Source organism: Mesorhizobium sp. Root552 (assembly GCF_001427285.1).
Taxonomy (GTDB): domain Bacteria; phylum Pseudomonadota; class Alphaproteobacteria; order Rhizobiales; family Rhizobiaceae; genus Mesorhizobium.
In genome coordinates, this window is the sequence record NZ_LMFV01000005.1 from 18,440 (window position 1) to 40,668 (window position 22,229).

Annotated in this window: 24 protein-coding genes; 8 read left to right on the forward strand and 16 right to left on the reverse strand. The window is 62.0% G+C overall.

What is annotated here, in order from left to right:
- From ASD50_RS02730 to ASD50_RS02765, 8 genes are all read left to right on the forward strand, one after another.
- The coding region (locus ASD50_RS02730) for an ABC transporter substrate-binding protein (RefSeq protein ID WP_244484405.1) at positions 1-738 on the forward strand (738 nt) is incomplete at both ends.
- Positions 739-745: 7 nt separating this feature from the next.
- Positions 746-1,549, forward strand: coding sequence for an ABC transporter substrate-binding protein (locus tag ASD50_RS24190; protein WP_413813869.1), 804 nt, complete (start codon positions 746-748; stop codon positions 1,547-1,549).
- Positions 1,550-1,626: 77 nt separating this feature from the next.
- Positions 1,627-3,195: an amidohydrolase family protein gene (locus ASD50_RS02740; protein ID WP_056235746.1), complete on the forward strand. Its 1,569-nt coding sequence runs from the start codon at positions 1,627-1,629 to the stop codon at positions 3,193-3,195.
- A 12-nt stretch (positions 3,196-3,207) separates the two neighbouring features.
- Positions 3,208-4,158, forward strand: coding sequence for an ABC transporter permease (locus ASD50_RS02745; RefSeq protein ID WP_056235749.1), 951 nt, complete (start codon positions 3,208-3,210; stop codon positions 4,156-4,158).
- A gap of 2 nt (positions 4,159-4,160) precedes the next feature.
- A complete protein-coding gene (locus ASD50_RS02750; protein ID WP_056235753.1) occupies positions 4,161-4,997 on the forward strand; it encodes an ABC transporter permease in 837 nt (278 codons plus the stop codon).
- A gap of 19 nt (positions 4,998-5,016) precedes the next feature.
- Positions 5,017-5,991 carry an ABC transporter ATP-binding protein gene (locus ASD50_RS02755; RefSeq protein WP_056235758.1) on the forward strand — a complete coding sequence of 325 codons (975 nt, stop codon included), beginning with the start codon at positions 5,017-5,019 and terminating at the stop codon, positions 5,989-5,991.
- Complete coding sequence (locus ASD50_RS02760; RefSeq protein ID WP_056235762.1) at positions 5,988-7,004, forward strand: ABC transporter ATP-binding protein; 1,017 nt, start codon at positions 5,988-5,990, stop codon at positions 7,002-7,004. The genes ASD50_RS02755 and ASD50_RS02760 overlap by 4 nt, the downstream gene beginning before the upstream one ends.
- Before the next feature lie 40 nt (positions 7,005-7,044).
- Positions 7,045-7,797: an aspartate/glutamate racemase family protein gene (locus ASD50_RS02765; protein ID WP_056235767.1), complete on the forward strand. Its 753-nt coding sequence runs from the start codon at positions 7,045-7,047 to the stop codon at positions 7,795-7,797.
- Positions 7,798-7,806: 9 nt separating this feature from the next.
- Here ASD50_RS02765 and ASD50_RS02770 read toward each other — a convergent pair whose 3' ends face one another.
- From ASD50_RS02770 to urtB, 16 genes are all read right to left on the reverse strand, one after another.
- Positions 7,807-8,562: an aspartate/glutamate racemase family protein gene (locus ASD50_RS02770; RefSeq protein ID WP_056235769.1), complete on the reverse strand. Its 756-nt coding sequence runs from the start codon at positions 8,560-8,562 to the stop codon at positions 7,807-7,809.
- A 42-nt stretch (positions 8,563-8,604) separates the two neighbouring features.
- On the reverse strand, positions 8,605-9,531 hold the full coding sequence (locus ASD50_RS02775) for a polysaccharide deacetylase family protein (RefSeq protein ID WP_244484406.1): 927 nt from the start codon (positions 9,529-9,531) through the stop codon (positions 8,605-8,607).
- Positions 9,532-9,640: 109 nt separating this feature from the next.
- Positions 9,641-11,089 carry an ABC transporter substrate-binding protein gene (locus tag ASD50_RS24195; RefSeq protein WP_056235772.1) on the reverse strand — a complete coding sequence of 483 codons (1,449 nt, stop codon included), beginning with the start codon at positions 11,087-11,089 and terminating at the stop codon, positions 9,641-9,643.
- A gap of 47 nt (positions 11,090-11,136) precedes the next feature.
- Positions 11,137-11,418 (reverse strand): hypothetical protein, encoded by a 282-nt coding sequence (locus ASD50_RS02785; RefSeq protein WP_056235775.1) that lies wholly within the window; start codon positions 11,416-11,418, stop codon positions 11,137-11,139.
- A gap of 401 nt (positions 11,419-11,819) precedes the next feature.
- On the reverse strand, positions 11,820-12,614 hold the full coding sequence (locus tag ASD50_RS02790; protein WP_056235779.1) for a helix-turn-helix domain-containing protein: 795 nt from the start codon (positions 12,612-12,614) through the stop codon (positions 11,820-11,822).
- Between the two features lie 237 nt (positions 12,615-12,851).
- Positions 12,852-13,454 carry a HupE/UreJ family protein gene (locus tag ASD50_RS02795; RefSeq protein WP_056235783.1) on the reverse strand — a complete coding sequence of 201 codons (603 nt, stop codon included), beginning with the start codon at positions 13,452-13,454 and terminating at the stop codon, positions 12,852-12,854.
- A 51-nt stretch (positions 13,455-13,505) separates the two neighbouring features.
- Positions 13,506-14,381 (reverse strand): urease accessory protein UreD, encoded by an 876-nt coding sequence (locus tag ASD50_RS02800; RefSeq protein ID WP_056235787.1) that lies wholly within the window; start codon positions 14,379-14,381, stop codon positions 13,506-13,508.
- The gene (gene ureG, locus ASD50_RS02805; protein ID WP_082549466.1) at positions 14,378-15,025 is read right to left on the reverse strand and encodes an urease accessory protein UreG; all 648 of its coding nucleotides are present in this window, start codon (positions 15,023-15,025) and stop codon (positions 14,378-14,380) included. Before ureG ends, ASD50_RS02800 begins: the two co-directional genes overlap by 4 nt.
- 4 nt (positions 15,026-15,029) lie before the next feature.
- Positions 15,030-16,742 (reverse strand): urease subunit alpha, encoded by a 1,713-nt coding sequence (gene ureC / locus ASD50_RS02810; protein ID WP_056235790.1) that lies wholly within the window; start codon positions 16,740-16,742, stop codon positions 15,030-15,032.
- A 21-nt stretch (positions 16,743-16,763) separates the two neighbouring features.
- Positions 16,764-17,459: an urease subunit gamma gene (locus tag ASD50_RS02815; protein WP_056235794.1), complete on the reverse strand. Its 696-nt coding sequence runs from the start codon at positions 17,457-17,459 to the stop codon at positions 16,764-16,766.
- A 24-nt stretch (positions 17,460-17,483) separates the two neighbouring features.
- Positions 17,484-18,170, reverse strand: a complete 687-nt coding sequence (locus ASD50_RS02820; RefSeq protein ID WP_056235797.1) for an urease accessory protein UreF — start codon at positions 18,168-18,170, stop codon at positions 17,484-17,486.
- The gene (ureE, locus tag ASD50_RS02825) at positions 18,167-18,619 is read right to left on the reverse strand and encodes an urease accessory protein UreE (protein ID WP_056235802.1); all 453 of its coding nucleotides are present in this window, start codon (positions 18,617-18,619) and stop codon (positions 18,167-18,169) included. The genes ASD50_RS02820 and ureE overlap by 4 nt, the downstream gene beginning before the upstream one ends.
- Before the next feature lie 39 nt (positions 18,620-18,658).
- The gene (gene urtE, locus ASD50_RS02830; RefSeq protein WP_056235806.1) at positions 18,659-19,354 is read right to left on the reverse strand and encodes an urea ABC transporter ATP-binding subunit UrtE; all 696 of its coding nucleotides are present in this window, start codon (positions 19,352-19,354) and stop codon (positions 18,659-18,661) included.
- On the reverse strand, positions 19,347-20,102 hold the full coding sequence (urtD, locus tag ASD50_RS02835; RefSeq protein ID WP_056236137.1) for an urea ABC transporter ATP-binding protein UrtD: 756 nt from the start codon (positions 20,100-20,102) through the stop codon (positions 19,347-19,349). The genes urtE and urtD overlap by 8 nt, the downstream gene beginning before the upstream one ends.
- A 41-nt stretch (positions 20,103-20,143) precedes the next feature.
- The gene (gene urtC, locus ASD50_RS02840) at positions 20,144-21,253 is read right to left on the reverse strand and encodes an urea ABC transporter permease subunit UrtC (RefSeq protein ID WP_056236140.1); all 1,110 of its coding nucleotides are present in this window, start codon (positions 21,251-21,253) and stop codon (positions 20,144-20,146) included.
- Positions 21,254-21,297: 44 nt separating this feature from the next.
- The gene (gene urtB / locus ASD50_RS02845) at positions 21,298-22,188 is read right to left on the reverse strand and encodes an urea ABC transporter permease subunit UrtB (RefSeq protein ID WP_056235809.1); all 891 of its coding nucleotides are present in this window, start codon (positions 22,186-22,188) and stop codon (positions 21,298-21,300) included.
- Between the last annotated feature and the right edge of the window lie 41 nt (positions 22,189-22,229).

Genomic DNA, 22,229 nt, shown 5'->3' on the forward strand with positions numbered 1-22,229 from the left:
ATGCTGGCCGCGCCAACACCGGTGCTGGCCGAAGCCCGTGACAGCGTCACCATCGGCGTGCGCGAGGACATTCCGGGCCTCGACCCGACAATCCGCCAGGGCACCATCATCAGCCTCGTTACGCTCGGCAACGTTTTCGAGGGACTGACGCGCTTCAACGAGGACGGATCGCTGTCGCCGGGACTGGCGAAGAGCTGGGAGATATCTCCGGACGGCAAGACCTACACCTTCAAGCTGGTCGAAGGCGTGAAGTTCTCCGACGGAAGCGGCTTCGACGCCGCCGATGTGAAATGGACCTTCGAGCGCAATGGCGGCGCCGACAGCACGAACCCTGAGAAGGCCTATTTCGCCCTGATGGAGAAGATCGAGACGCCGGATGCGAACACGGTGGTGCTGCATCTGTCGGAGCCGAATTCGCTGCTCTTGCAGAAGCTCGCCTGGGGTGTGTCGGCCATCGTCGCGCAGGAGACGGCGGCGGAGAACGCTGCCAATCCCGTCGGCACCGGGCCGTTCAAGCTCAAGGCCTGGGATCGCGGCGCTGCCGTCACCTTGACGCGCAATGATCTTTATCGCGAGCCTGCGCGGGTGAAGCTCAACACGGTCGTGTTCAAGCTGGTGGAAGATCCGTCGGCGCAGGTTGCTGCGGTGCAGGCAGGCGACGTCGATTTCTTCCCGCTGTTTTCCTCGCCCGAAAGCCTCGAGCAGTTCAAGTCCAACCCCGATCTGGTCGTGATGGATNGCTGCGGTGCAGGCAGGCGACGTCGATTTCTTCCCGCTGTTTTCCTCGCCCGAAAGCCTCGAGCAGTTCAAGTCCAACCCCGATCTGGTCGTGATGGATGGCGCTTCGGAATTCGAGGTCATCATGGGGTTGAACAGCCGCCGCAAGCCATTCGACAACGTGCTGGTTCGGCGGGCGCTGGCCAAGGCAATCGACCGCCAGGCAGTAGTTGACGGTGCCGAATACGGCTACGGCAAGCCGATCGGCGCGCATTTCTCGACCAACCATCCCGCCTATGTCGATATGACAGCGGTGAATGCCTACGACCCGGAGGCTGCGAAAGCCTTGCTTGCCGAAGCAGGCTATCCGGAAGGTTTCGAGACCACGATCAAGGTTCCGCCGCAGGGGCCCTTCGTGCGCAGCGCCGAGATCGTTGCCGCCTATTTCGAGCAGGTCGGCGTCAAGCTGAAGATCGAGAAGGTCCAGTGGCCGCAATGGCTGGAGCAAGTGTTCCAGAACCATAGCTACGATATTTCGATCGTCGACCACGTGTCGCCGATGGACTTCGACGTCTATGCAAATCCCAACTTCTTCTTCGGCTACGACAGCCCGGAATTCCAGGCGATCTGGCAGGAGATCAAGGCGGCGGCTACCGAAGAGCAGCAGACGGCTGCCTTCCAAAAGATGCAGGACTTCCTTGCCAAGGACGTTCCGGCCCTCTTCCTTTATCAGGCGCGCAATATCTCCATCGCGCGCAAAGGCCTCACTGGCCTGTGGAAGAGCATGCCCACCTTCAAGGCTGACATGACTGAAGTTTACTGGGCAGACTAAGATCATCGGCGGCGACCGCAGGAAGGCTTATCCTGCGGTCGCCTCTTTTTCAGACCGTGCATGGAGTGCCGCAGCTTATGACATCGAGCCTGATCTCAGGGAAATACGTCGTCTGTCGCGTAGAGGGACGCGACGAGCCGGTTATTGTGGCGGACGGCGCCATTTTCCAGCGCGACGGCAAGATCGTCGAAATCGGCAAGAAGGCCGACCTGCTGGCCCGTCACCGGCCTGACGAAACCATCGGCTCCGACCGTCACGTCGTCGTGCCGGGCTTCGTCAACGGGCACCATCATATGGGTGTCACACCGACCCAGCACGGTGCGCCAGACGTCGCGCTGGAACTGTGGATCGCCAAACTGATGGCCAAGCGCACCATCGATCCCTATCTCGATACGCTTTACTCGGCCTTCGAGATGATCGGCTCGGGCATCACCACCGTCCAGCATATCCAGTACGGCGTCCCCGGCCCGGTCGAGAACATCTACAATGTCGCAAACGAAGTCCTGCGCGCCTATCGCGACATCGGCATGCGCGCATCCTATTCCTATGTAATCATGGATCAGAACCGGCTTCTCCATCAGGACGATGCCCATTTTGCCGCCAGCCTGCCAAAGCAGCTGGGCGAAAAGCTGGTCCAGTTCACGGCAGGCAACGCCATTTCGCTGGAAGACAATTTCACGCTCTTCAAGGCGCTGCACGAGAAATATGCATCGGATGACAGGCTGAAGATCCAGCTTTCCCCGGCGAACCTGCATTGGATGAGCGACGAAGCGCTGGTGAGAACCAAGGAGGTCTCCGATGCCTACGACGTTCCGATGCACCTGCATTTGCTCGAGACCAAGTACCAACGCGAGTATGCGCTCAAGCGAACGGGCAGATCCGCAGTCGAGCATATAGAGGCGCTCGGCCTGCTCGGACCGCGCCTCACGCTCGGACATGCCGTGTGGTTGAGCGAATCCGATATCGAGCGCGTTGCCGGGACAGGCTGCCGGATATGCAACAATGTCAGTTCGAACCTACGAATCCGCAGCGGCATCGCTCCCGTCAACCGCTTCGCCCGGCACGGCATTCCGGTTTGCGTCGGCATCGACGAAGCCGGCATCAACGACGACCGCGATATGCTGCAGGAAATGCGGATGGTGCTGAACATCCACCGCACGCCGGGCATGGACGATGTTCCGCCAAGCTGTGGCGAAGTCCTTCGCATGGCGACCGAACACGGTGCAGGAACCACGCCTTTCGGCGACCGGATCGGCACGCTTGAACCCGGCAAGGCGGCGGACTGCGTGCTGCTGGACTGGGACAGCATCGCCTACCCTTACCTCGATGGCGAAGTGCCGTTGGTCGATGCCATGGTCAAGCGCGCCGCCACCCGTTCCGTCGACACGGTTGTCGTCGCGGGCGAAGCGATCTGGCGCAACGGCCAGTCCAGCCGGCTCGACCGGACGGAAATCCTCAAGGAACTGGCGGAAAATGCGCGCCAGCCCCTCACTGCCGGCGAACTCGAATTCAAGGACGTGGCGCGCCAGGTATTCGGCCACGTGAAGCAATTCTACAGCCACTACCAGTGCAACGCGGCCGACGATCCATACCGCTATAACGACCTGCGCCCGCAATCCGCGGCGCGCCGGTCAACGGGCACCTGAGAGGTAACGGAGATGATCGCATTCCTGCTACGCCGAATTGCGACCTTTGTGGCAACGCTGGCCATCGCCTCGGTGGTCATCTTTGCCGCACTCGAACTGCTTCCGGGCGACCCGGCCCAGATCATGCTGGGCATCGACGCGCCTCCTGATGCACTGGAAGCCCTGCAGAAGAAGCTCGGCGTCGATCGTCCAATGGTCGAGCGCTACTTCACCTGGATCGGCGGGCTGGTAGTCGGCGACATGGGCGAGAGTTTCACCTATGTCATGCCCGTCAGCGAGCTGATCATGACCCGATTGGGGGTGACGCTACCGCTGGCGCTGCTTGCCGCGTTGATCAGCGTGGCAATCGGCGTGCCGGTCGGCCTCTATGCAGCCGCCAACCACAAGACCCCGCGCGACTATGGCGTCATGATCTTCGGCCAGCTCGGCATCGCCATACCGAATTTCTGGTTCGCAATCCTGCTGGTTCTCGTCTTTTCGATCTATCTCGGATGGTTCCCGGCAGGCGGCTTCCCCGGCTGGAGCGCCGGATTCTGGCCGGCGATCAAGGCGTTGATCCTGCCGGCGTTCTCGCTGGCAATCGTCGAGGCCGCCATCTTTGCCCGCATCTCGCGCTCTGCCGTGCTCGATGTCCTGCGCGAGGATTTTGTCAGGACGGCGCGCGCCAAGGGGCTCAGCCGCAAATCGACGCTGGTCAAGCACGTGCTGCGCAACGCGATGATACCGATCATCACGATATGCGGACTGGAACTCTCCAGCCTGCTCGTCGGCACCATCGTCATCGAGCAGGTGTTCAACATTCCCGGCCTTGGCCGTCTCGTTTTCCAGTCGCTCACCCAACTCGACCTGATGGTGGTGAAAAACCTCATCATGCTGCTGGTGGCGCTGGTGGTCTTCATAAATCTGGTGGTCGACCTTCTCTATGCGGTCATCGACCCGCGTCTCAAGCATCAGGGGCACTGACGATGAGCACGTTTCTCAAAAACGCCCGCATGCACCGCAGCCTCATGATCGGCGGCGTGCTCACGCTACTGTTGCTGTCGGTCGCCGTCCTCAGCCTGTTCTGGACACCCTGGTCACCGACGGCCATCGACATCGCCAACAAGTTGAAAGGCCCGTCCGCCAAGCACTGGCTCGGCACCGACCACCTCGGGCGCGACGTGCTTTCCATGCTGATGAGCGGGTCGCAGATTTCCATCATTGTCGGCTTCCTCGCCGTCAGCGTCGGCTTGCTCGTCGGCGTGGCGCTGGGCGCGCTCGCCTCCACCTACCGCGGCTGGGTGGAAGAACTCATCATGCGCATGAGCGACTTTTCCATCGCCTTTCCGATCATCATCACCGCTGTGCTGCTGACGGCGATCCTTGGCCCCGGCACGGTCAACTCGATCCTGGCGATCGGCATTTTCAACATTCCGATTTTCGCCCGCATCACGCGCGGCGCCGCCAATGCCGCATGGGCGCGGGAATATGTCATGGCCGCGCAAACCTGCGGCAAAGGCCGGCTGCGCATCACCATCGAGCATGTGCTACCGAACATCAGCGGAGCCCTGATCGTCCAGGCCACGATCCTGTTTGCCGTCGCCATTCTCGCCGAAGCCGCCCTTTCCTTCCTCGGCCTCGGCACGCAACCGCCCGAACCGAGCTGGGGCAAGATGCTGAACAACGCCCAGACCTTCGTCGGCCTCGCGCCGCATCTGGCGATCTTCCCCGGCCTTGCCATCGCTCTTTCGGTGCTGGGCCTGAATCTGATCGGCGACGGGTTACGCGACGTTCTCGACCCGAAACTTGCACGTGCACGATAGACGGCAGGGGAGAGCCACAATGCTTCAGGTCAAAAACCTCAACATCACCCTCGCCGGCGCGACGCGCGACATATCCATCGTCAAGGATGTGAGTTTCGAACTGGATGCCGGCCGTTCGCTGGGTGTCGTGGGCGAATCCGGGTCCGGCAAATCCATGACGGCGCTGGCTGTGATGGGTCTCTTGCCCGGCGCCATTCGTGCCAGCGGCTCGATCAACCTGGCCGGCCAGGAACTGCTTTCACTTAGCGAGCAGGAGATGTGCTCGGTTCGGGGCAACAAGGTCGCCATGATCTTCCAGGAGCCCATGACATCGCTCAACCCCGTCCAGACGATAGGACGGCAGGTTGCCGAGCCGTTGACCCTGCACAAGGGCATGACGCGCGCCGCAGCCCGGCAGGAAGCCATCCGGCTGCTCGACCGCGTCGGAATTCCAGACGCCGCACGAAGGCTGGACGTCTATCCGCACCAGCTTTCGGGCGGGCAGCGCCAGCGCGTCATGATCGCTATCGCGCTCTCCTGTTCGCCGAAAGTGCTTGTCGCCGACGAGCCGACCACAGCGCTCGATGTGACGGTTCAGCGCCAGATCCTCGATCTGTTGCGTGAACTCGTCAGCGAGACCCGCATGGCGCTCATCATCATCTCCCATGATCTCGGCGTGATCGGCGAGATGGTCGATGAAATGCTGGTTATGTATGGCGGCAATGTCGTGGAGCGAGGCCAGGCCGACAAGATTTTTTCCCAGCCGGCGCACCCTTATACCAGCCGGCTTCTTGAGGCGATTCCGCGGTTCGGCATGTCGCGAAGCGAACGGCTGAAGACGATACCCGGCACCATGCCGGAGATCGGCAGCGAGATGAAATCCTGCATCTTTGCCGGACGATGCGATCTGGTCTGCGCCGAATGCCTGCAGGCTCCGCCACCCTTCGTATCGGTTGACGACGCGCATGTTGCCGCCTGCATAAAGGCCGGGCGCGTCATGGAGACGGCTCAATGACCCAGCCCATCATCGAAATCAGCAATCTGGAGCGGCGCTTCCAGCTGCCGCGCGAATCCCTGTTTCGCCCCGCAAGCACGGTCTATGCGCTGAACGGCATCAACCTGACGGTCGAACCACAGCGCAGCTTCGGCATCGTCGGTGAATCCGGTTGCGGCAAGTCCACGCTCGCCCGCATCATCATGGGACTGGACAAGCCTTCGTCGGGTACCGTGAAGGTCAAGGGAAAGGACATCACCGCGATTTCGCCGGCCGAGCTGAGGGAGATGAGATCCGATTTCCAGATGGTGTTCCAGGACCCTTTCGGCTCACTCAATCCGCGCCATCATGTCGAGCGCATCGTGGCCGAGCCGCTCTATGCCGTGGGCGACGCCATCGGCAAGCAGGAACGCAAGGAAAAGGTTGCGGAGGCCCTGACTTCGGTCGGCCTGCGGCCCACAGATATGGAAAAGTATCCGCACGAGTTTTCCGGTGGCCAGCGCCAGCGCGTGGCCATAGCGCGCGCCTTGATCACGCGCCCTTCGCTGATCGTCGCCGACGAACCCGTGTCGGCGCTGGACGTTTCGGTGCAGGCCCAGGTGCTCAACTTGCTGCGCGACCTCGAGGATCAATTCGGCATCACCTTCGTGTTCATCAGTCACAATCTCGCCGTTGTCGACTATGCCTGTCAGGATGCCGCGGTGATCTATCTGGGGCGCATCGTGGAACAGGGGCCGACGTCGCAATTGTTCAACAATCCCCTGCACCCTTATACGCAGTCACTGGTCGATGCCGTTCCTCATGTCGGCGTGAAAAACCGGCGAGCTGCGCGCCAGGCGCCAACGGCTCTCAAGACCCAGACCGCTGCGCAGACCGGTTGCACCTTTGCCGGGCGCTGCAGCTTCGCCAAGGAACGCTGCCGCACCCAGCAGCCCACCCTGCGCGTCGTCGATGGCGGCCATTCGGTTGCCTGCCATTTCTTCGAAGAAACGAGAAGCGAACGGGCCTCAATGCAAACGGCTGTCGCCGTCTGAAACAAACCGGGCTTCCGGCCACCGGCATGGGTGAAACTGAATGCGCATTTTGCTGATCAACGGAAATACCTCGCCGGCAACCACCGAGAAAGGCGCGACCGAGGCAAGGCGGATCGCCGGACCCGACGTCGAGATCGTCCCGGTCACCGCCGATTTCGGGGCCGGATTGATACTGACCCGCGCCGACAACGTCCTGGCAGCACACGCGATGATGGTTGCCCTGGCAAAGCATCACCAAGGTTGCGACGCCGTCGTCATCGCGGTTTCGACCGATACCGGGCTTGGCGCATTGCGCGAGATATCACCGATCCCGGTGGTCGGCATGACCGAGGCCGCGCTCCTGACCGCCTGCATGATGGGCGGCAAGTTCGGAATGATCGTCTTCGACCGGCGCGCGGAACCGGTCTTCCGCGAAGTGGTTGCCTCCCACGGTCTCACCAACCGCATGGCAGCACTCAAGGTCATCGACATGACCGTTGCCGATTTTGCCGATCCGGCCCGTATCGCCGAACTGACGGTTGCAGCGGCGAAATCTCTGGCATCGGATCATGGCGCTGATTCCGTCATCGTCACTGGCGGAACAATGGCCGGCGTCGCGCACAAGCTCCAGGCGCAAATTCCGGTGCCGCTGATCGATGGCATTTCGTGCGCTGTGCTGCACGCCATCACGCTTGCCCGGCTGGCGTTTCCGAAGCCCAGCACCGGCAGTTTCGTCGCGCAACCGATCGAGAGGCCGAAGGGCCTCGATCCCGAGCTGGTCGAGTTTATCGGCCGCGGGTCCTATCGAGAATAGACGATCGTTTTATCGCTTGCTGCCGAACAAGCCTGCCAGGACGGGGCTCACCCCAACCATTTCCTTCGCAGCCGGCGCCCTGTAGCTGCCTGCCCTCGCTTTCGAAGCGCCTATGCCATGCAGGGCTTCGGCCATGCGCACCGCACAGGTCACCCCGTCAAGCAGCGGCGCATTGATGCGATCGACCAGTTGACGGCTGAGCCCCGCAACCGCGCCGCCGCCAAGGATGATCACTTCCGCGCCGTCCTGCTCGATGGCGGCATTGGAAAGGGCCGTTACCTCATCGGCGAGGCTGCCGGGGTCCGAGCCCGCGTCAACGACGCGGCGCTCGATGGTGCGCACGCTGGCGAGCCGCGAACCGAGACCGTACTGCATGGCAAGTTCGCGCAGCGGCTGGGCCATGCGAGCGCCAAGCGTGACGATTGAAAACCGGCCGCCCAGCATGCAGGCGGTGAGCATCGACGTCTCGGCGATGCCGACGACAGGAAACGGCATCAGTTCCCTTGCCGCTGCAAGGCCCGGATCGGAGAAGCAGGAGATCAATCCGGCGTCTATGCCTTCCGCATTTTCGGCGAAGGCCACCACTGTTGCGTGCGCGGCGATGGCAACCTCTGTCCGGCACTCGATGCCGCGCGCGCCGAAACCAACCGTCACGGCCTTGATTTCCGTGTCCGGCGAAGCGGCGCGCCGAGCTTCCTCGGCTATGAGGTCAGTCATGAATTCCGAGGTATTGGACTGGACAACCAGCAGGCGCATGTTGGGCATTCTCTCTTCAGGTGCTTGTGCGGTCTTTCCGTCGATGGGGCATCAGCCCTTCGACAGTTGAAGCCAGTGGCGCGCAATCTGCTCGCGCGTCGCGAACCATACCTTGCCCTTGTCTGTCATGTGGCGCAGCACGGCTTCCAGCCCGTTTATGCGCGCCGGCCGACCGATGATGCGGGTGTGCAGGCCGATTGTCATCATCTTGGGCGAGGTCTCGCCCTCTTCCCACAGCCAGTCGAACCCGTCATTGACGTAGTCCGAGAAATCCTTGGCACGAACGAACGGCGATTCCGGGCGCTGGCAGCGCATGTCGTTGGTGTCGAGGCTGTATGGCACGACAACATGGCGACGGTCGCCGACCGTCAGGATGCGCGGCAGGTCGTCGTCGTAGAGGTCGCTGTCATAGATGAAGCCGCCTTCCTCAATGAGCAGCCGGCGCGTTGCCAGTGTGTAGGGAGCGCGCGAATGCCAGCCAACAGGCCGCACGCCGGTCACGCGGCGGATGCTTTCCACCGACTGCTGGATCCAGCTCCGTTCCTCGTCCTCGTTCTTGCCGGCGGGCGTGTCCCAGCGATAGCCGTGGCAGCCGATCTCGAACCCGCGCTTGAGGCCGTCCTCTCCGACCCAGGGGGTCTTTTCCAGCGCCTGTCCGCACAGATTGAGCGTGCAGGTTACGCCGTACTTGTCGAGCACGCGCAGGACCCGCCAGTAACCGGCTCGGGCGCCGTAGGCGAAGTGGGACTCCATGGCGGGATCGGGAATGTCGAGCGGTTCCTGCGTCATGTCGTAGACGCGCTCGTTTCGCGTGTCGCCCTTGGAAATGGCGAATTCGGACCCCTCCTCGATGTTGAGAACCAGCGACACCGCGACACGCGCCCCATTGGGCCATTTGGCATGCGGCGGATTGGGGCCGTAGCCATAAAGGTCCTGATCGGCCATCGACGTATCGAGCGCCTTCGCTTCTCTGTTCATTCCCGACTTTCCTCTGCTTAAAGTTCAGGCAGCAGGGCCACCGATGGCGCCCTGCTTGCCCGTTTCTGGCGGATACCGCCCTATGTCGTCACCTTGAAGGCATTGCGGCTCAATTTTCCCAGTGCACGTCGGTCATGTTGGCCATGAAAACCGGCATGTTCTTCCACAGTCCAGCCAGTCCCTTGCGTGCGACGGATATGTTGCGCGTCTGGTAGAGCGGAATAACCGGGATTTCCTCCGCGAACAGCTTCTGGATCGCTTGAAGGCTCTGCGTTTCAGCGTCCAGCGTCGTCGCAGCCTTTACCGCCGTCAGGGCGTCCCTGTAGTTCTGGCTATCGTAGCCGTAGAAGTAATCCTTGTTGGCGTGGACGTCGAAGTCCATCGGCGCATCGTGGTCCACGATCGACAGGTCGAAGCTATGGTTGCGGAACACCTGCTCCAGCCATTGCGGCCATTGCAGCTTCTCAATGTTCAGCTTGACGCCGACCTGCTCGAAATAGGCGGCAACGATCTCGGCGCTGCGCACGAACGGCCCCTGTGGCGGAACCTTGATGGTAATCTCGAAACCTTCCGGATAGCCTGCTTCGGCAAGCAGGGCCTTGGCCCCTTCCGGGTCGAACGCATTTACGTCAGTCGTATCAATGTAGGCCGGATGGTTGGTCGAGAAATGCGAACCGATCGGCTTGCCGTAGCCGTATTCGGCACCGTCAACTACTGCCTGGCGGTCGATTGCCTTGGCCAGCGCCCGCCGAACCAGCACGTTGTCTAGCGGCTTGCGGCGGTTGTTGATGCCGAGCAGAACTTCCGCCTCGGACGCCCCTTCCATCACGACCAGATCGGGGTTGGACTTGAACTGCTCGAGGCTTTCGGGCGAGGAAAACAGCGGGAAGAAATCGACGTCGCCTGCCTGCACCGCAGCAACCTGCGCCGACGGATCTTCCACCAGCTTGAACACGACGGTGTTGAGCTTCACCCGCGCAGGCTCGCGATAAAGATCATTGCGCGTCAAGGTGACGGCAGCGCCGCGATCCCAGGTCTTGAGCTTGAACGGCCCGGTGCCGACCGGATTGGCGGCATTTTCCGCCGCCGTCTCCTGCGCGACGATGGCCGACACACCCCAGGCGAGCTTCTGCAACAGCAGCGAATTCGGCTCCGACAGATGCAGCACCACCGTGTTCGCATCCGGCGTCTCGATCTTYTCCATCAGGGCGAAATAGGCCTTCTCAGGGTTCGTGCTGTCGGCGCCGCCATTGCGCTCGAAGGTCCATTTSACATCGGCGGCATCGAAGCCGCTTCCGTCGGAGAACTTCACGCCTTCGACCAGCTTGAAGGTGTAGGTCTTGCCGTCCGGAGATATCTCCCAGCTCTTCGCCAGCCCCGGCGACAGCGACCCGTCCTCGTTGAAGCGCGTCAGTCCCTCGAAGATGTTGCCAAGCGTCACCAGACCAATAATGGCACCCTGGCGGATTGTCGGGTCGAGGCCCGGAATGTCCTCGCGCACGCCGATGGTGACGCTGTCACGGGCTTCGGCCAGCACCGGTGTTGGCGCGGCCAGCATGGTTGCGNCAGGAAAGCGATCCAAACTTCTCCAGCATGGCCGCATTGCTACCCACAACCACCCCACCCCAATCCGCCACCCAGCGGTTGCACCCAGTTCGTAGAGTCCCCTGCCCGACTCCCGAGCGTAACGAGGCTGATGATGGTGCCCTGGCGGATTGTCGGGTCGAGGCCCGGAATGTCCTCGCGCACGCCGATGGTGACGCTGTCACGGGCTTCGGCCAGCACCGGTGTTGGCGCGGCCAGCATGGTTGCGGTCAAGAGCGCGCCGGCYGCCGAAAGAAGCAGTCTGCGCGAGACAAGCGGGATCGCCCCGAACTTCGAGTTCATGAGAATTCCTCCATTGTGCGAGCCCCCTCCGGGCGCGCGAGCTTCCGAATGCTCGGGAGGTGCATTCTTGAGTTATTTGAACTTATTGCACCTCTACATCTGCATCGTATGTGCAGTTATCTTAGTGTCAACGAATACATTGACACCAAAGCAATTTCGNGCATTCTTGAGTTATTTGAACTTATTGCACCTCTACATCTGCATCGTATGTGCAGTTATCTTAGTGTCAACGAATACATTGACACCAAAGCAATTTCGCTATTTCCCGGCGATGAAAACGTGCCATCCACCTGCCTTGCCCTATGGTTCCTGGGCTGGCGGGCAAATCGGGCGCCGAACAAATCCGGTTCGTCCGTCATGGCAAATCAGCAGCAGGCGGGCGTAAACGCCGGTCGGTTCGATCAGGGCCGCTGCCGCGAAGAAGCCCGCAGGCTTTCGGCTGCGTTCGCAACAGCCTGCCGAGCATTGGCCATTGCTCCGTCCTTGACGGGCTTCGCTGCCACATGATTGCGTACGATCAGCAGCTTGGCCGGAAACCGGGTACCCATCGCGACACCGTGCGGGCCGGATGCTTCGAACGTCAGGCTGTCGCCTTGCGCCATCGGGTACTTTTTCTTTGCGTGAGCATAGGTAACCTCACCACTGAGGCAATGGACGAAGAACGTCCCCCGCTCTTCGAACTTTGGCTGCTTGTCTTCCTCGGAATCGAGCTTGACGATAACGGCGTCGAGCGCCAGCGGCAGCGATGTGGAAACTTCGCGAACAAGCGAGGTGGAGACCTTGTTCCTCAAGCCTGCATAATGAGAAGATACAAAAACCGCCCTGCTGTGCTCGTTATATCCGCCAATCAGGTCGCTGACGGGCACGCCGAGGGCCGACCCGATTGCCTGCAAGGTACTGAGCGACGGAGAGACGGTCCCGTTTTCGATACGTGACAGCATGCCAAGCGAAATGCCGGCTGCCTTGGCCAGATCGAGTCCATTGAGATCATGGCGCCTGCGCCAATCGCGCACCGCGCGTCCTATGGCGGTTTGTAGAAGCGCTTCGCGGCTGAAACGCGGATCGGGAATGGACGCCAGATCGCCTTCAGAAATTTCCGCAAGCGCGGCATCTTCTTCAGTCGAGCAAAATTCAACCCGCTCGCTTTCGCGCGGCTGCCGGGCTCGTCTTATTAGGTCAACGTCGACATTTCCCATCTTTCACGTCTCCTGAGTGGCGCAAGGTGGGCTTGCTGGGTAGTGTTTGGACCGGCCTCCAATCCCCATTGATTGTTGCCTGCCGCCCTTCCGCTGTGACGTGCCTGACTTCGGCCCGGCGTGCGGTTGGCTGACGGCTGAATACTGCCCGGCATCATTGACGGCAATCTTTACCGCAGGGATGGTGCGCGGGAGGGCTGCGCTGCCTTTGGAAAGGCCACGCAGCCCCAAGACGGGTCAGATAACCCCTGTGACGACGGCCACGCCGGCAACCGCTGTAAGCGCGCCGGCTGCCCTGACCATCGTTTCACCACGCGGACCGGCACTGCTGGCCGCGAGCAATCCGATCCCCAAACCGGCGGCATGAAGCAGGGCGGTCGCGACGACGAAGCCCGCGCCATAGGCGAGACCGGCAACGCTATCCGGCATCTCCGCGCCGTGAGCGAAGCCGTGGAACACGGCAAAAAACCCGACCAATCCCGTGGCTGCCGCAACGACCGGCTTCAGGCCAAACGCCACCGCAGCGCCAAGCACGACGATCGACAAGCCGATGCCGAGTTCGACAAAGGGCAACGGAAGGCCGGAAAAGCCCACCACGCCGCCAATAGCCATGACGCCGACGAATGCCGCCGGCACCAGCCACATGGCACGGCCGCCCAGTTGTGCGGCGAACAGGCCAACCATGACCATGGCGAGGATATGGTCGATGCCCCCGATCGGATGCATGAAGCCGTGGGCAAAGCCGCCTGTGTCGCCGACGCCGACATGGGCGCTGGCAATTGTCGAGCTTGCGGCAAGTATTGCTGCGGCAGCAAATGCAGTAAGCGAGGTTCTCTTCATTTTCGGTCTCCTTGCAATCGAGTTGATGTCGATAAACATGGCTGCGGCTTCCTATTTTCGGCGCGGTGCGGGCAGCACGCCGAATGCCGCCTCGACCGAAAGGGAAAACAGGCGTTCGGCGAAGCTGCGCGCAGCAACGGCATCGGCAGATAGGCAACGGATGCCCCACCCCGCCTTGTTGGGAAGCTCAGTGACGCCGGCGACAAGGCTTGCCATGCCGCAAAGCTCGTCCAATGCCTCGCGGCGCGGGAGGCGCTGAGAATCCCCGGCAAGCATGTAGTTGGATACAACGCGCCACGAGCCGATCGGCGAAGCCGATGTGGCCAGCGCGGCACCCGTGATTGCGAAGCTGTCGCGGACAAGAAGCTTGCCCGATTGGTCGCGGAGCAAGACGTCGCTGTCGAGCCTGTCGAACAGCCGCTGCTGCCCGACGGGGTCGTGGCAGGCAAAGGCATCGGCCAGAAGCAGTACCGAACCTGGCGCGAGGTCCGCCTTGATCGACGAGGCGCAGGAGGCTCCGGGAAACAGCACGAGCGGGTCGGGCGTCAGCGCCAGGAATGCGCCTTCCTCCAGCCGGATATCGGTCGAGAGGCGGGCCGGTTCGTCATGGCAATGGTGGACGACAGTGGCGGCCTGGGTCGTCACATGCGCAGCACTGTCTGCTCCGAGGTCGAAGCGGCTCGACAGCTGCTCGGCCCGGTAGAGACCGCCCGACGACGATTGCTGATAGATGGTCGTCAGCGACGGAATTGCCAGATCGAAGGCAAACGGCCGCGTCAGGTGAAACGGATACGAGATGAACTGACGCCCGATGCGTGTTTGGTCGCCATGACGTTGCAGCGAAAGTTCGAAACGGCCAGCCCTGCCGCCCGAAACCGCCGGGTGCAGCGTCGAGGTCGTGTGCAATTGCGGCCAATGACTGGTCATCTGAACAGCACGCTTGCAAGTATCTGATCGACAATGGCGTCGATGCCCTGGCCGGCACGGCAATTGGTCAGCACCATGGGCCGCCCTGCCCGCGCCTTTGCGGCATCACGCTCCATCTGCTCGAGATCGACGCCGACATGCGGGGCGAGATCGGTCTTGTTGACCACCAAAAGATCGCACTTCAGCACGCCCGGCCCGTTCTTGCGCGGAATGTCGTCGCCCCCGGCGACATCGATGACGAACATCCACCAGTCGACGAGATCCAGCGAAAAGGTCGATGCGAGATTGTCGCCGCCGCTTTCGATCAGGATCAGCTCGACATCGGGAAACCGCGCTTCAAGCTCGTCGGCGGCAGCGATATTGAGGGTCGGGTCTTCGCGAATGACGGTATGGGGACAGGCGCCCGCCTCGACCGCCGAGACGCGCGCCGGATCTATCAGGCCGGAGCGGCGAATGCGCTCGGCATCCTCCGCGGTGACAAGGTCGTTGGTGACGATGGCCAGCGAAACGCCGCGCTTGGCGAAGGCGGGGATCAGGCGCTCGATCAAGGCGGTCTTGCCCGAGCCGACCGGGCCGCCGATGCCGACGCGCGCGGCGCCGACGCGTGATGAAGAGGAAACAGAAACATCCGGTTGCATGTTCATGGCATCACCTCAGCATGTAGCGCTGCGCCAGCGGCAGTTCGGTAGCGGGTTCGCAGGTGGCGAGCTTGCCATCCACGAACACGTCGAAGGTCTGCGGATCGACGCGGATATCCGGGCAGATGTTGTTGTGCAGCATGTCGTCCTTCGACAGGCCGCGCGAGCCACGTGACGGCAGCAGCATCTTCTTCAGGTCGAGTTCTTCGCCGATGCCGCGCGATATCGCAGCGGGGTTGACGAAGCAGGCCGACAGCGCCTGCTTGGCGCGGCCGAATGCGCCCCATTGCGGGCGCAGTTGCAACGGTTCGCAGGTCATCAGCGAGGCTGCGCTGTCGCCCATCGCGCCCCAGGCAATGAAACCGCCCTTGATGACCAGTTCCGGCTTGATGCCGAAGAAGGCCGGACGCCAGATGACGATATCGGCCATCTTGCCGTCCTCGAGCGAACCGATGTGGCCGGCAATGCCGAAGGTGCGCGCGGCGTTGATGGTGTATTTGGCGATATAGCGCTTGATGCGCTCATTGTCGCCGAACTTGGTCGACTCTTCGGGCAGGCGGCCGCGCTGCTTCTTCATCTTGTCGGCGAGCTGCCAGGTGCGGCAGACCACCTCGTTGATGCGCCCCATACCCTGACTGTCGGAGCCCAGCATCGAGATCGCGCCGATGTCGTGCAGGATGTCTTCGGCGGCGATGGTCTGGGCGCGGATGCGGCTCTCGGCGAATGCCACGTCCTCCGGGATTGCCGGATTGAGATGGTGGCACACCATCGTCATGTCGAGGTGTTCGTCGAAGGTGTTGACCGTATAGGGGTTGGTCGGATTGGTCGAAGACGGCAGGCACCACGGCACGCCGGCAACCCGGATGATGTCCGGCGCGTGGCCGCCGCCGGCACCTTCGGTGTGGTACATATGGATGGTGCGGCCCTTGATGGCGGCCAGCGTATCCTCAAGGAAGCCGGATTCGTTCAGCGTATCGGTGTGGATCTGGACGGGGAAATCCATCCTGTCGGCCACCGTCAGGCAGGTGTCGATCGAGGCCGGCATGGTGCCCCAGTCCTCATGAAGCTTGAGGCCGAGGCAGCCCGTTTCCAGTTGCTCGACCAGCGAGGCGGGCTTGTGGGAATTGCCGCGCCCGAGGAAGCCGAAATTGATCGGCCACTGTTCGGCCGACTGCAACATCTTGCCGACGTTGAACGGCCCGCCGCAGTCGATGCCAACCGTGATCGGTCCGAGCGAACCGCCCAGCATCGTGGTGATGCCGGAGGAGATGGCATGCTCGCACAGTTGCGCGCTGTCGAAATGGACGTGGACGTCGAGCGCGCCGGCTGTGGCGATCAGACCCTCGCAGTCGCGCACCGTCGTTGCGGCCGACACGATCAGGCGCGGATCGACGCCATCCATGACGTCGGGATTGCCGGCCTTGCCGATGCCGACGATCTTGCCGTCCTTGATGCCCAGGTCACCCTTTACGATACCGACAACGGCATCGATGACGGTGACGTTGCACAGCAGGAAGTCGAGCGCCCCTTCGGCGCTGGTGATGCCGGCAGCGAGGCCCGCGCCGTCGCGCAGCGTCTTGCCGCCGCCGTGCAGGCATTCATCGCCGTAAACGGCGTAGTCCTTCTCGATAACCGCAACGAGTTCCGTGTCGCCCAGCCGCACCCCGTCCCCGGTCGTGGGGCCGTACATTGCGGCGTAGTCGCGACGTGACAATATCGCCATGATCGATCTCCCCTCTCTCGGTTACGCGCCGCGGAAGCCGGCGGCCTTGGCGCGCTCCAGCGCAGCCTTCTTAACTTTCGCATCCTTGGCCGAACCACCGGTCAGTCCGTTCAGACCGCCCATCACCTGGCGACCACCGAATGTGGTCAGCGTGACTTCCTTCTCCTGGCCGGGCTCCAGGCGCACAGCCGTACCGGCCGGAATGTCGAGCCGCATGCCAAAGGCGGCCTCGCGGTCGAATTCCAGCGCCTTGTTGGCTTCGAAGAAATGGTAGTGCGACCCGATCTGCACCGGACGGTCGCCCGTGTTGACCACCCTGATCGTCACTTTCGGCCGTCCGGCATTGAGCTCGATCTCGCCTTCGGCGGCGATGATGCGGCCAGGTTCGAGCGTATCGACCTCGGCGCCCGGCGCCGGCCGCAGCGGCTCGTGGACAGTGACCAGCTTGGTGCCGTCCGGGAACGTCGCCTCGATCTGGAGGACAGGAAGCATCGCGGCCACGCCCGGCATGACGTCGCTCTGCGTGAGGATCTGCGAGCCGAAGGACATCATCTCGGCAACCGAGCGCCCATCGCGCGCGCCTTCGAGAATGGCATCCGAGATGATGGCGACCGCTTCGGGATAGTTGAGTTTCAACCCCCTCCCTTGGCGTTTGCGGGCCAGTTCAGCGGCCGTGAAGATCGTCAGTCTTTCAAGCTCGGTCGGTGTCAGAAGCATGGGTCCACGTCCTCGTCTACATGCTCAATTCGAAAACAGGCGTTGGCCGCTCGCGCCATGCAGGGCAACCGCGATTTCGGCCAGTGGGGTGAAGGAACGGATTGGTTCGTCATCGGCGATCGGTGCCGGGGAAACCTCGGCAATGATGGTCAGTGCTTTTCCCAGCAGCGCTTGCGACTGTATTGCTCCGACGAGCCCGAGGCGAACGGCAGCCGTCGCCAGCGATGCCGCTGCCTGGTAGCCGCCCATTGCAACTGCCGTAGGTTCGTCAAGCCCCAATTGCCGCCACAACAGCCCTTGCACCACGGCAAGGTGGCCGAGCGCCTTGCCTTCGGCGATCAAGGCACGATAGGCACCAGCGCCCGTCGTGCCGATCCGGCTGTGGGTCGTCAAAAGGGCGACGCCGTTGCGACGGGACCCGGCGCGCAGACCTTCCACGAAGGTAGATGCCTCGACCTCGAAATCGAGTTCCGCCAGTTTCGCCAGGTCGCCGGCAAGCCGGTGTGCACGCGCCAGCGCTACCCGGTCGGCGGCCGCCCAGCGGTGGCGAAGCTGCGTTTCCAGAAAATCGTCAAAGTTGCACGGCCCCAGCCGGGCGGACAGTTGCGACGAGGCTTCCAGCCCCTGCGAGAAGGCAAAGCCGCCCGAGGGAAACTGGCTGTCGGCATGCTGTAAGGCGACAAGTAGCGTGCTGTCGAGGCCGATGCTCATTCATCCTCCTCCGACAACGTCACCCTCTTCGCGCTTATCATCGGCTCGATGCGGGCCGCGTAGGTGGCCGCAGGTCCGTCCAGCGCAATCAAGAGGTCGGTGCCATCGAAGCGCACACGCCAGTGCAGGTTGCCGGCGTGGTAGCCCAATTCGAGTGCATCGCTCGATGTAGCCGGTTTCACGCGCAGCCAGCGCTGAACCCCTGCCCGCACGATCACCGCGCGATGATCGTCGAGGAGAAGCACCGCTCCGTCGTAGAGCTTCTGATCGCGCGGCAGCGCAATCGCCACTTCCTCGCCGCCATCCGTGCGCGCCAGCAACCTGCGGCGGTCAAGATCGACGGGCGCGATGCCGACGAACTCGACCGAGCCATGATGCTCGAGGTGGTGAATGGCATGATGCAAGGCCGCGTCGGCGCGGCTACCCAACACACTTTCAACTCGAAGCATCGTGCCGTCCTTTCTGTAAAAGCGTCGAAGCACTCATCGTCAAAGGCTCATGTGCTTGCGGATCAGGTCGTTGCTGAGGTCGGCCGTGTCGCCGGCGGCGGCGATGCGGCCCTTTTCAAGTATGGCAAAGCGATGCGCAGCCGTTCTTGCGAAGCGGATTTTCTGTTCGACAAGGATGATGGTCAGTCCGTGGTCACGGTTGAGCGAGATGATCGCCTTCTCGATGTCCTCGACGATATTGGGCTGGATGCCTTCGGTCGGTTCATCGAGAACGAGGATGCTTGGGTCGGTCGCCAGTGCGCGTGCGATCGCCAGTTGCTGCTGCTGGCCGCCGGAAAGGTTCGTGCCGCGCCGGCTGAGATGCTCCTTGAGGAAGGGAAACAGCGTCCAAACCAGATCCGGCACGGAGGCCTTGCCGTCCCTCCTCGCGTTGCAGCCGAGCAGGATATTGTCGAGTACGCTGAGACCAGGCACGATTTCGCGCCCTTGCGGCACGTAGCCGATGCCTTTCCTGGCCCGCTCATACGTCAGGTCGCGGCTGATCTCGTCGCCCTCGAACTTGATGCTGCCCGTGGTGCGCACGTCGATGCCGAGCAGGCTGCGCAACAGCGTGGTCTTGCCCACCCCGTTTCGCCCGAGAAGACAGAAGGTCTCGCCCTTGCGAACCTCCATGTCGAGGCCGTGGATGATGTGGCTCGTTCCGTAGAACACGTTGAGGTTCGAGAATTTAAGCATGGCTGAGCGTCGCCGATCCGAGATATGCTTCGATGACTGCGGGGTTGTGCTCGATTTCTTCCGCCGTTCCTTCGGCCAGCACCGAGCCCTGGTGCATCACGGTGATGGTCCGGCAGATCTGGCGCACGAACGCCATGTCGTGCTCGATCACCAGCACTGTATGATCGCCGGCCAGATCGAGCAGCAGACCGGCCGTCTTGTCGGTTTCGGCAGCCGTCATGCCGGCGGCCGGTTCGTCCAGCAAAATGATCTTCGGCTCCTGGCTCAGCACCATGGCAAGCTCCAGCCATTGCAACTGGCCGTGTGAAAGCTCCGAAGCCCGCCGGTTCAGCGAGTCCTGCAATCCGGTCCGTTCCGCAACCGCCGCCTCGCGTTCGTTGGCCTTGCCGGCGATGCGTTCGAACAGGTTTTCGAACACGCGAACGCGCCGATTGCTTGCCACCTGAAGGTTTTCGAGAACGGTCATGTCCTTGAAAACGGTCGGCGTCTGGAACTTGCGGCCGATGCCGCTACGGGCGATCGCCGCTTCGCCGATGCCGGCAATATTCTTGTCGCGCAGCCAGATTTCGCCTTCCGACGGCAAGGTCTTGCCGCAAAGAAGGTCGAGCAGCGTCGACTTCCCAGCACCGTTGGCACCGATCACGACGCGCAGTTCACCATCGGCAATGTCGAGATTGACGTCGCGAACGGCCGGGAACTCATCGAAGCGCACCGTCAGGTTACGGGTCCGAAGGATCGGCGATGCCACTGGCTCGAACGCCTGTTTGCCATCAATTGCAGTCATCAGCATTAGCTTCCCTCAGCAGTTGCGGGGACGGCGTGGCCATCGTTTGCGGAGGCCGAACGACGATCGAAGAAGTCCTTGAACAGGCCAGCGATGCCATTCGGCATGACCAGCACGACGAACACGAAAAGCGCGCCGAGGATGATCGGCCAGACCGGCTGGAAGGTTGCGCTTTCGCTGGCCAGCGAGCCGATGAAGTTGACGATGAGCGCGCCGATACATGCCCCGAGCAGCGATGCCCGCCCGCCGGTTGCAGCCCAGATCACCATCGAGATGCTGAAGGACGTGGCCATCAGCGAGGGTGCTGCGAACTCGGATGTCACCGTAAACAGCATGCCTGCGAGACCTGCCACGCCTGCCGAAACGCAGAAGATGAAGAGCTTGTAGTTCTCAACGTCATAGCCAAGGTAGCGGGCTCGCGCCTCATCCTCGCGAATGGCCTTCAGCACCTGGCCAACCCGCCCGGACAAAAGGTAGCGCGCCAGGAGCATGACGACGAGCAAGGTGAACATCACCAGATAGTAGACACTCGGACCGTACGGATCGAACTCGAAGCCGGCGATTTCAAGCGCCGCCAGGCTGGCGAGACCATTGAAGCCGCCGGTCAAAGGCTGGTTGTTGATGATGAGCAACTGGCCGATGAGCGCAAAGGCCAGCGTGATGATCGAGACATAGACGCCGGTGGTGCGCCGCTTGAACATGACATAGCCAATGAGCGCCGCCAGAATGCAGGGAACGACAATGCCTGCAAGAATGCCGACCGTGACCCATCGAAACGGTATCCAGAGGAACGAGCCGGTGGTCACGCAGCAAAGGTCGCGGACCGCGTCGGGCTCCATGTTGAGCAGCATGAGTTCAGGCACCGGATTGTTGCCCGGATCGGCCAGCGTCAATGACATGGCCAGCATGTATGCGCCCATGCCGAAGAACAGCCCCTGCCCCAGGCTGAGGATGCCGGCATAGCCCCATGACATGGCAATGCCGAGCGCGCAGATGGAGTAGACCAGATAGGTGGCCATCCGGTTGGTCCAGAAGCTGTTGAGGAAAAAAGGCAGCACCATAAGCAGCACAAAGAAGGCCACATACGCTACCAGAGAGGCTGATCTGTAAGTCATACGTTCTTCCACCATTCTCGTGGTTGACCGGCCGCTGGCCAAGGTCAGCGGCTTTTGGTCACGAAGAGGCCTTGCGGCTTGAACAGAAGGATCAGGATGACGACGGTGAAGAGCACTGTGCGCCCGTAAACGTCGTTGAGCCAGGTTGCGACGAAGCTCTGCACTTCGCCAAGGATGCCCGCCGACAAGAGCGTTCCCATGAGATGGCCAACGCCGCCCGCGACGACAACCAGGAAGGCGTCGACGACATAAGGCGTGCCCATGTCAGGCGAAACGGTCTTGAAGCCCGACACCAAGACACCTGCGATGCCGGCCAATCCCGAACCGTAGGCAAACGCCAGCGTGTTGACACGCTTGTCGTTGATGCCACAGGCGGCGGCCGTGTTTCTGGCAACCGACACCGCCCGCAACTGGCTTCCGAACCGGGTCTTGAAGATCAGCCACCAGCTTACGGCGCCCAGCACCAAGGCCATCACAAAGATGAAGGCTCGATAGACCGGGATGTTGGCGCCAAGGAAGTGGAAAGCCTGCTGCAACTCGGAAGGCACCGGAACATTCTGCAGGTCCGAACCGAGCCCATCTATGTGAATGCCGAACAGGGCAAGCCCGAAGTGGATTCGAATGAGCTGCTGAAGGATCAGCGCAATGCCCCAGGTGGCAAGCAGCGTGTCGAGAAGCCGCCCGTAGAGACGCTGCACGACCGTGCGTTCAATCACATAGCCGAATGCAGCCGTCACCAGGAAAGCGAGCGGTATGCAAAGGTAGAGATTGAAGCCGAGATGCTTGGTTGCGAGAACCGTGGTGTACGCGCCGATCATCACCATCTCGCCATGGGCAAGATTGATGACCTTCATTGTCCCGTAGATGATGGCCAGACCGAGGGCCACCATGAACAGGATGGAGCCTATGCTCAGGCCGATTACAAACGTTTCCATGCTTCTGCCCGACTGTTGCGAAATTGCGGCCGGCGCACTCG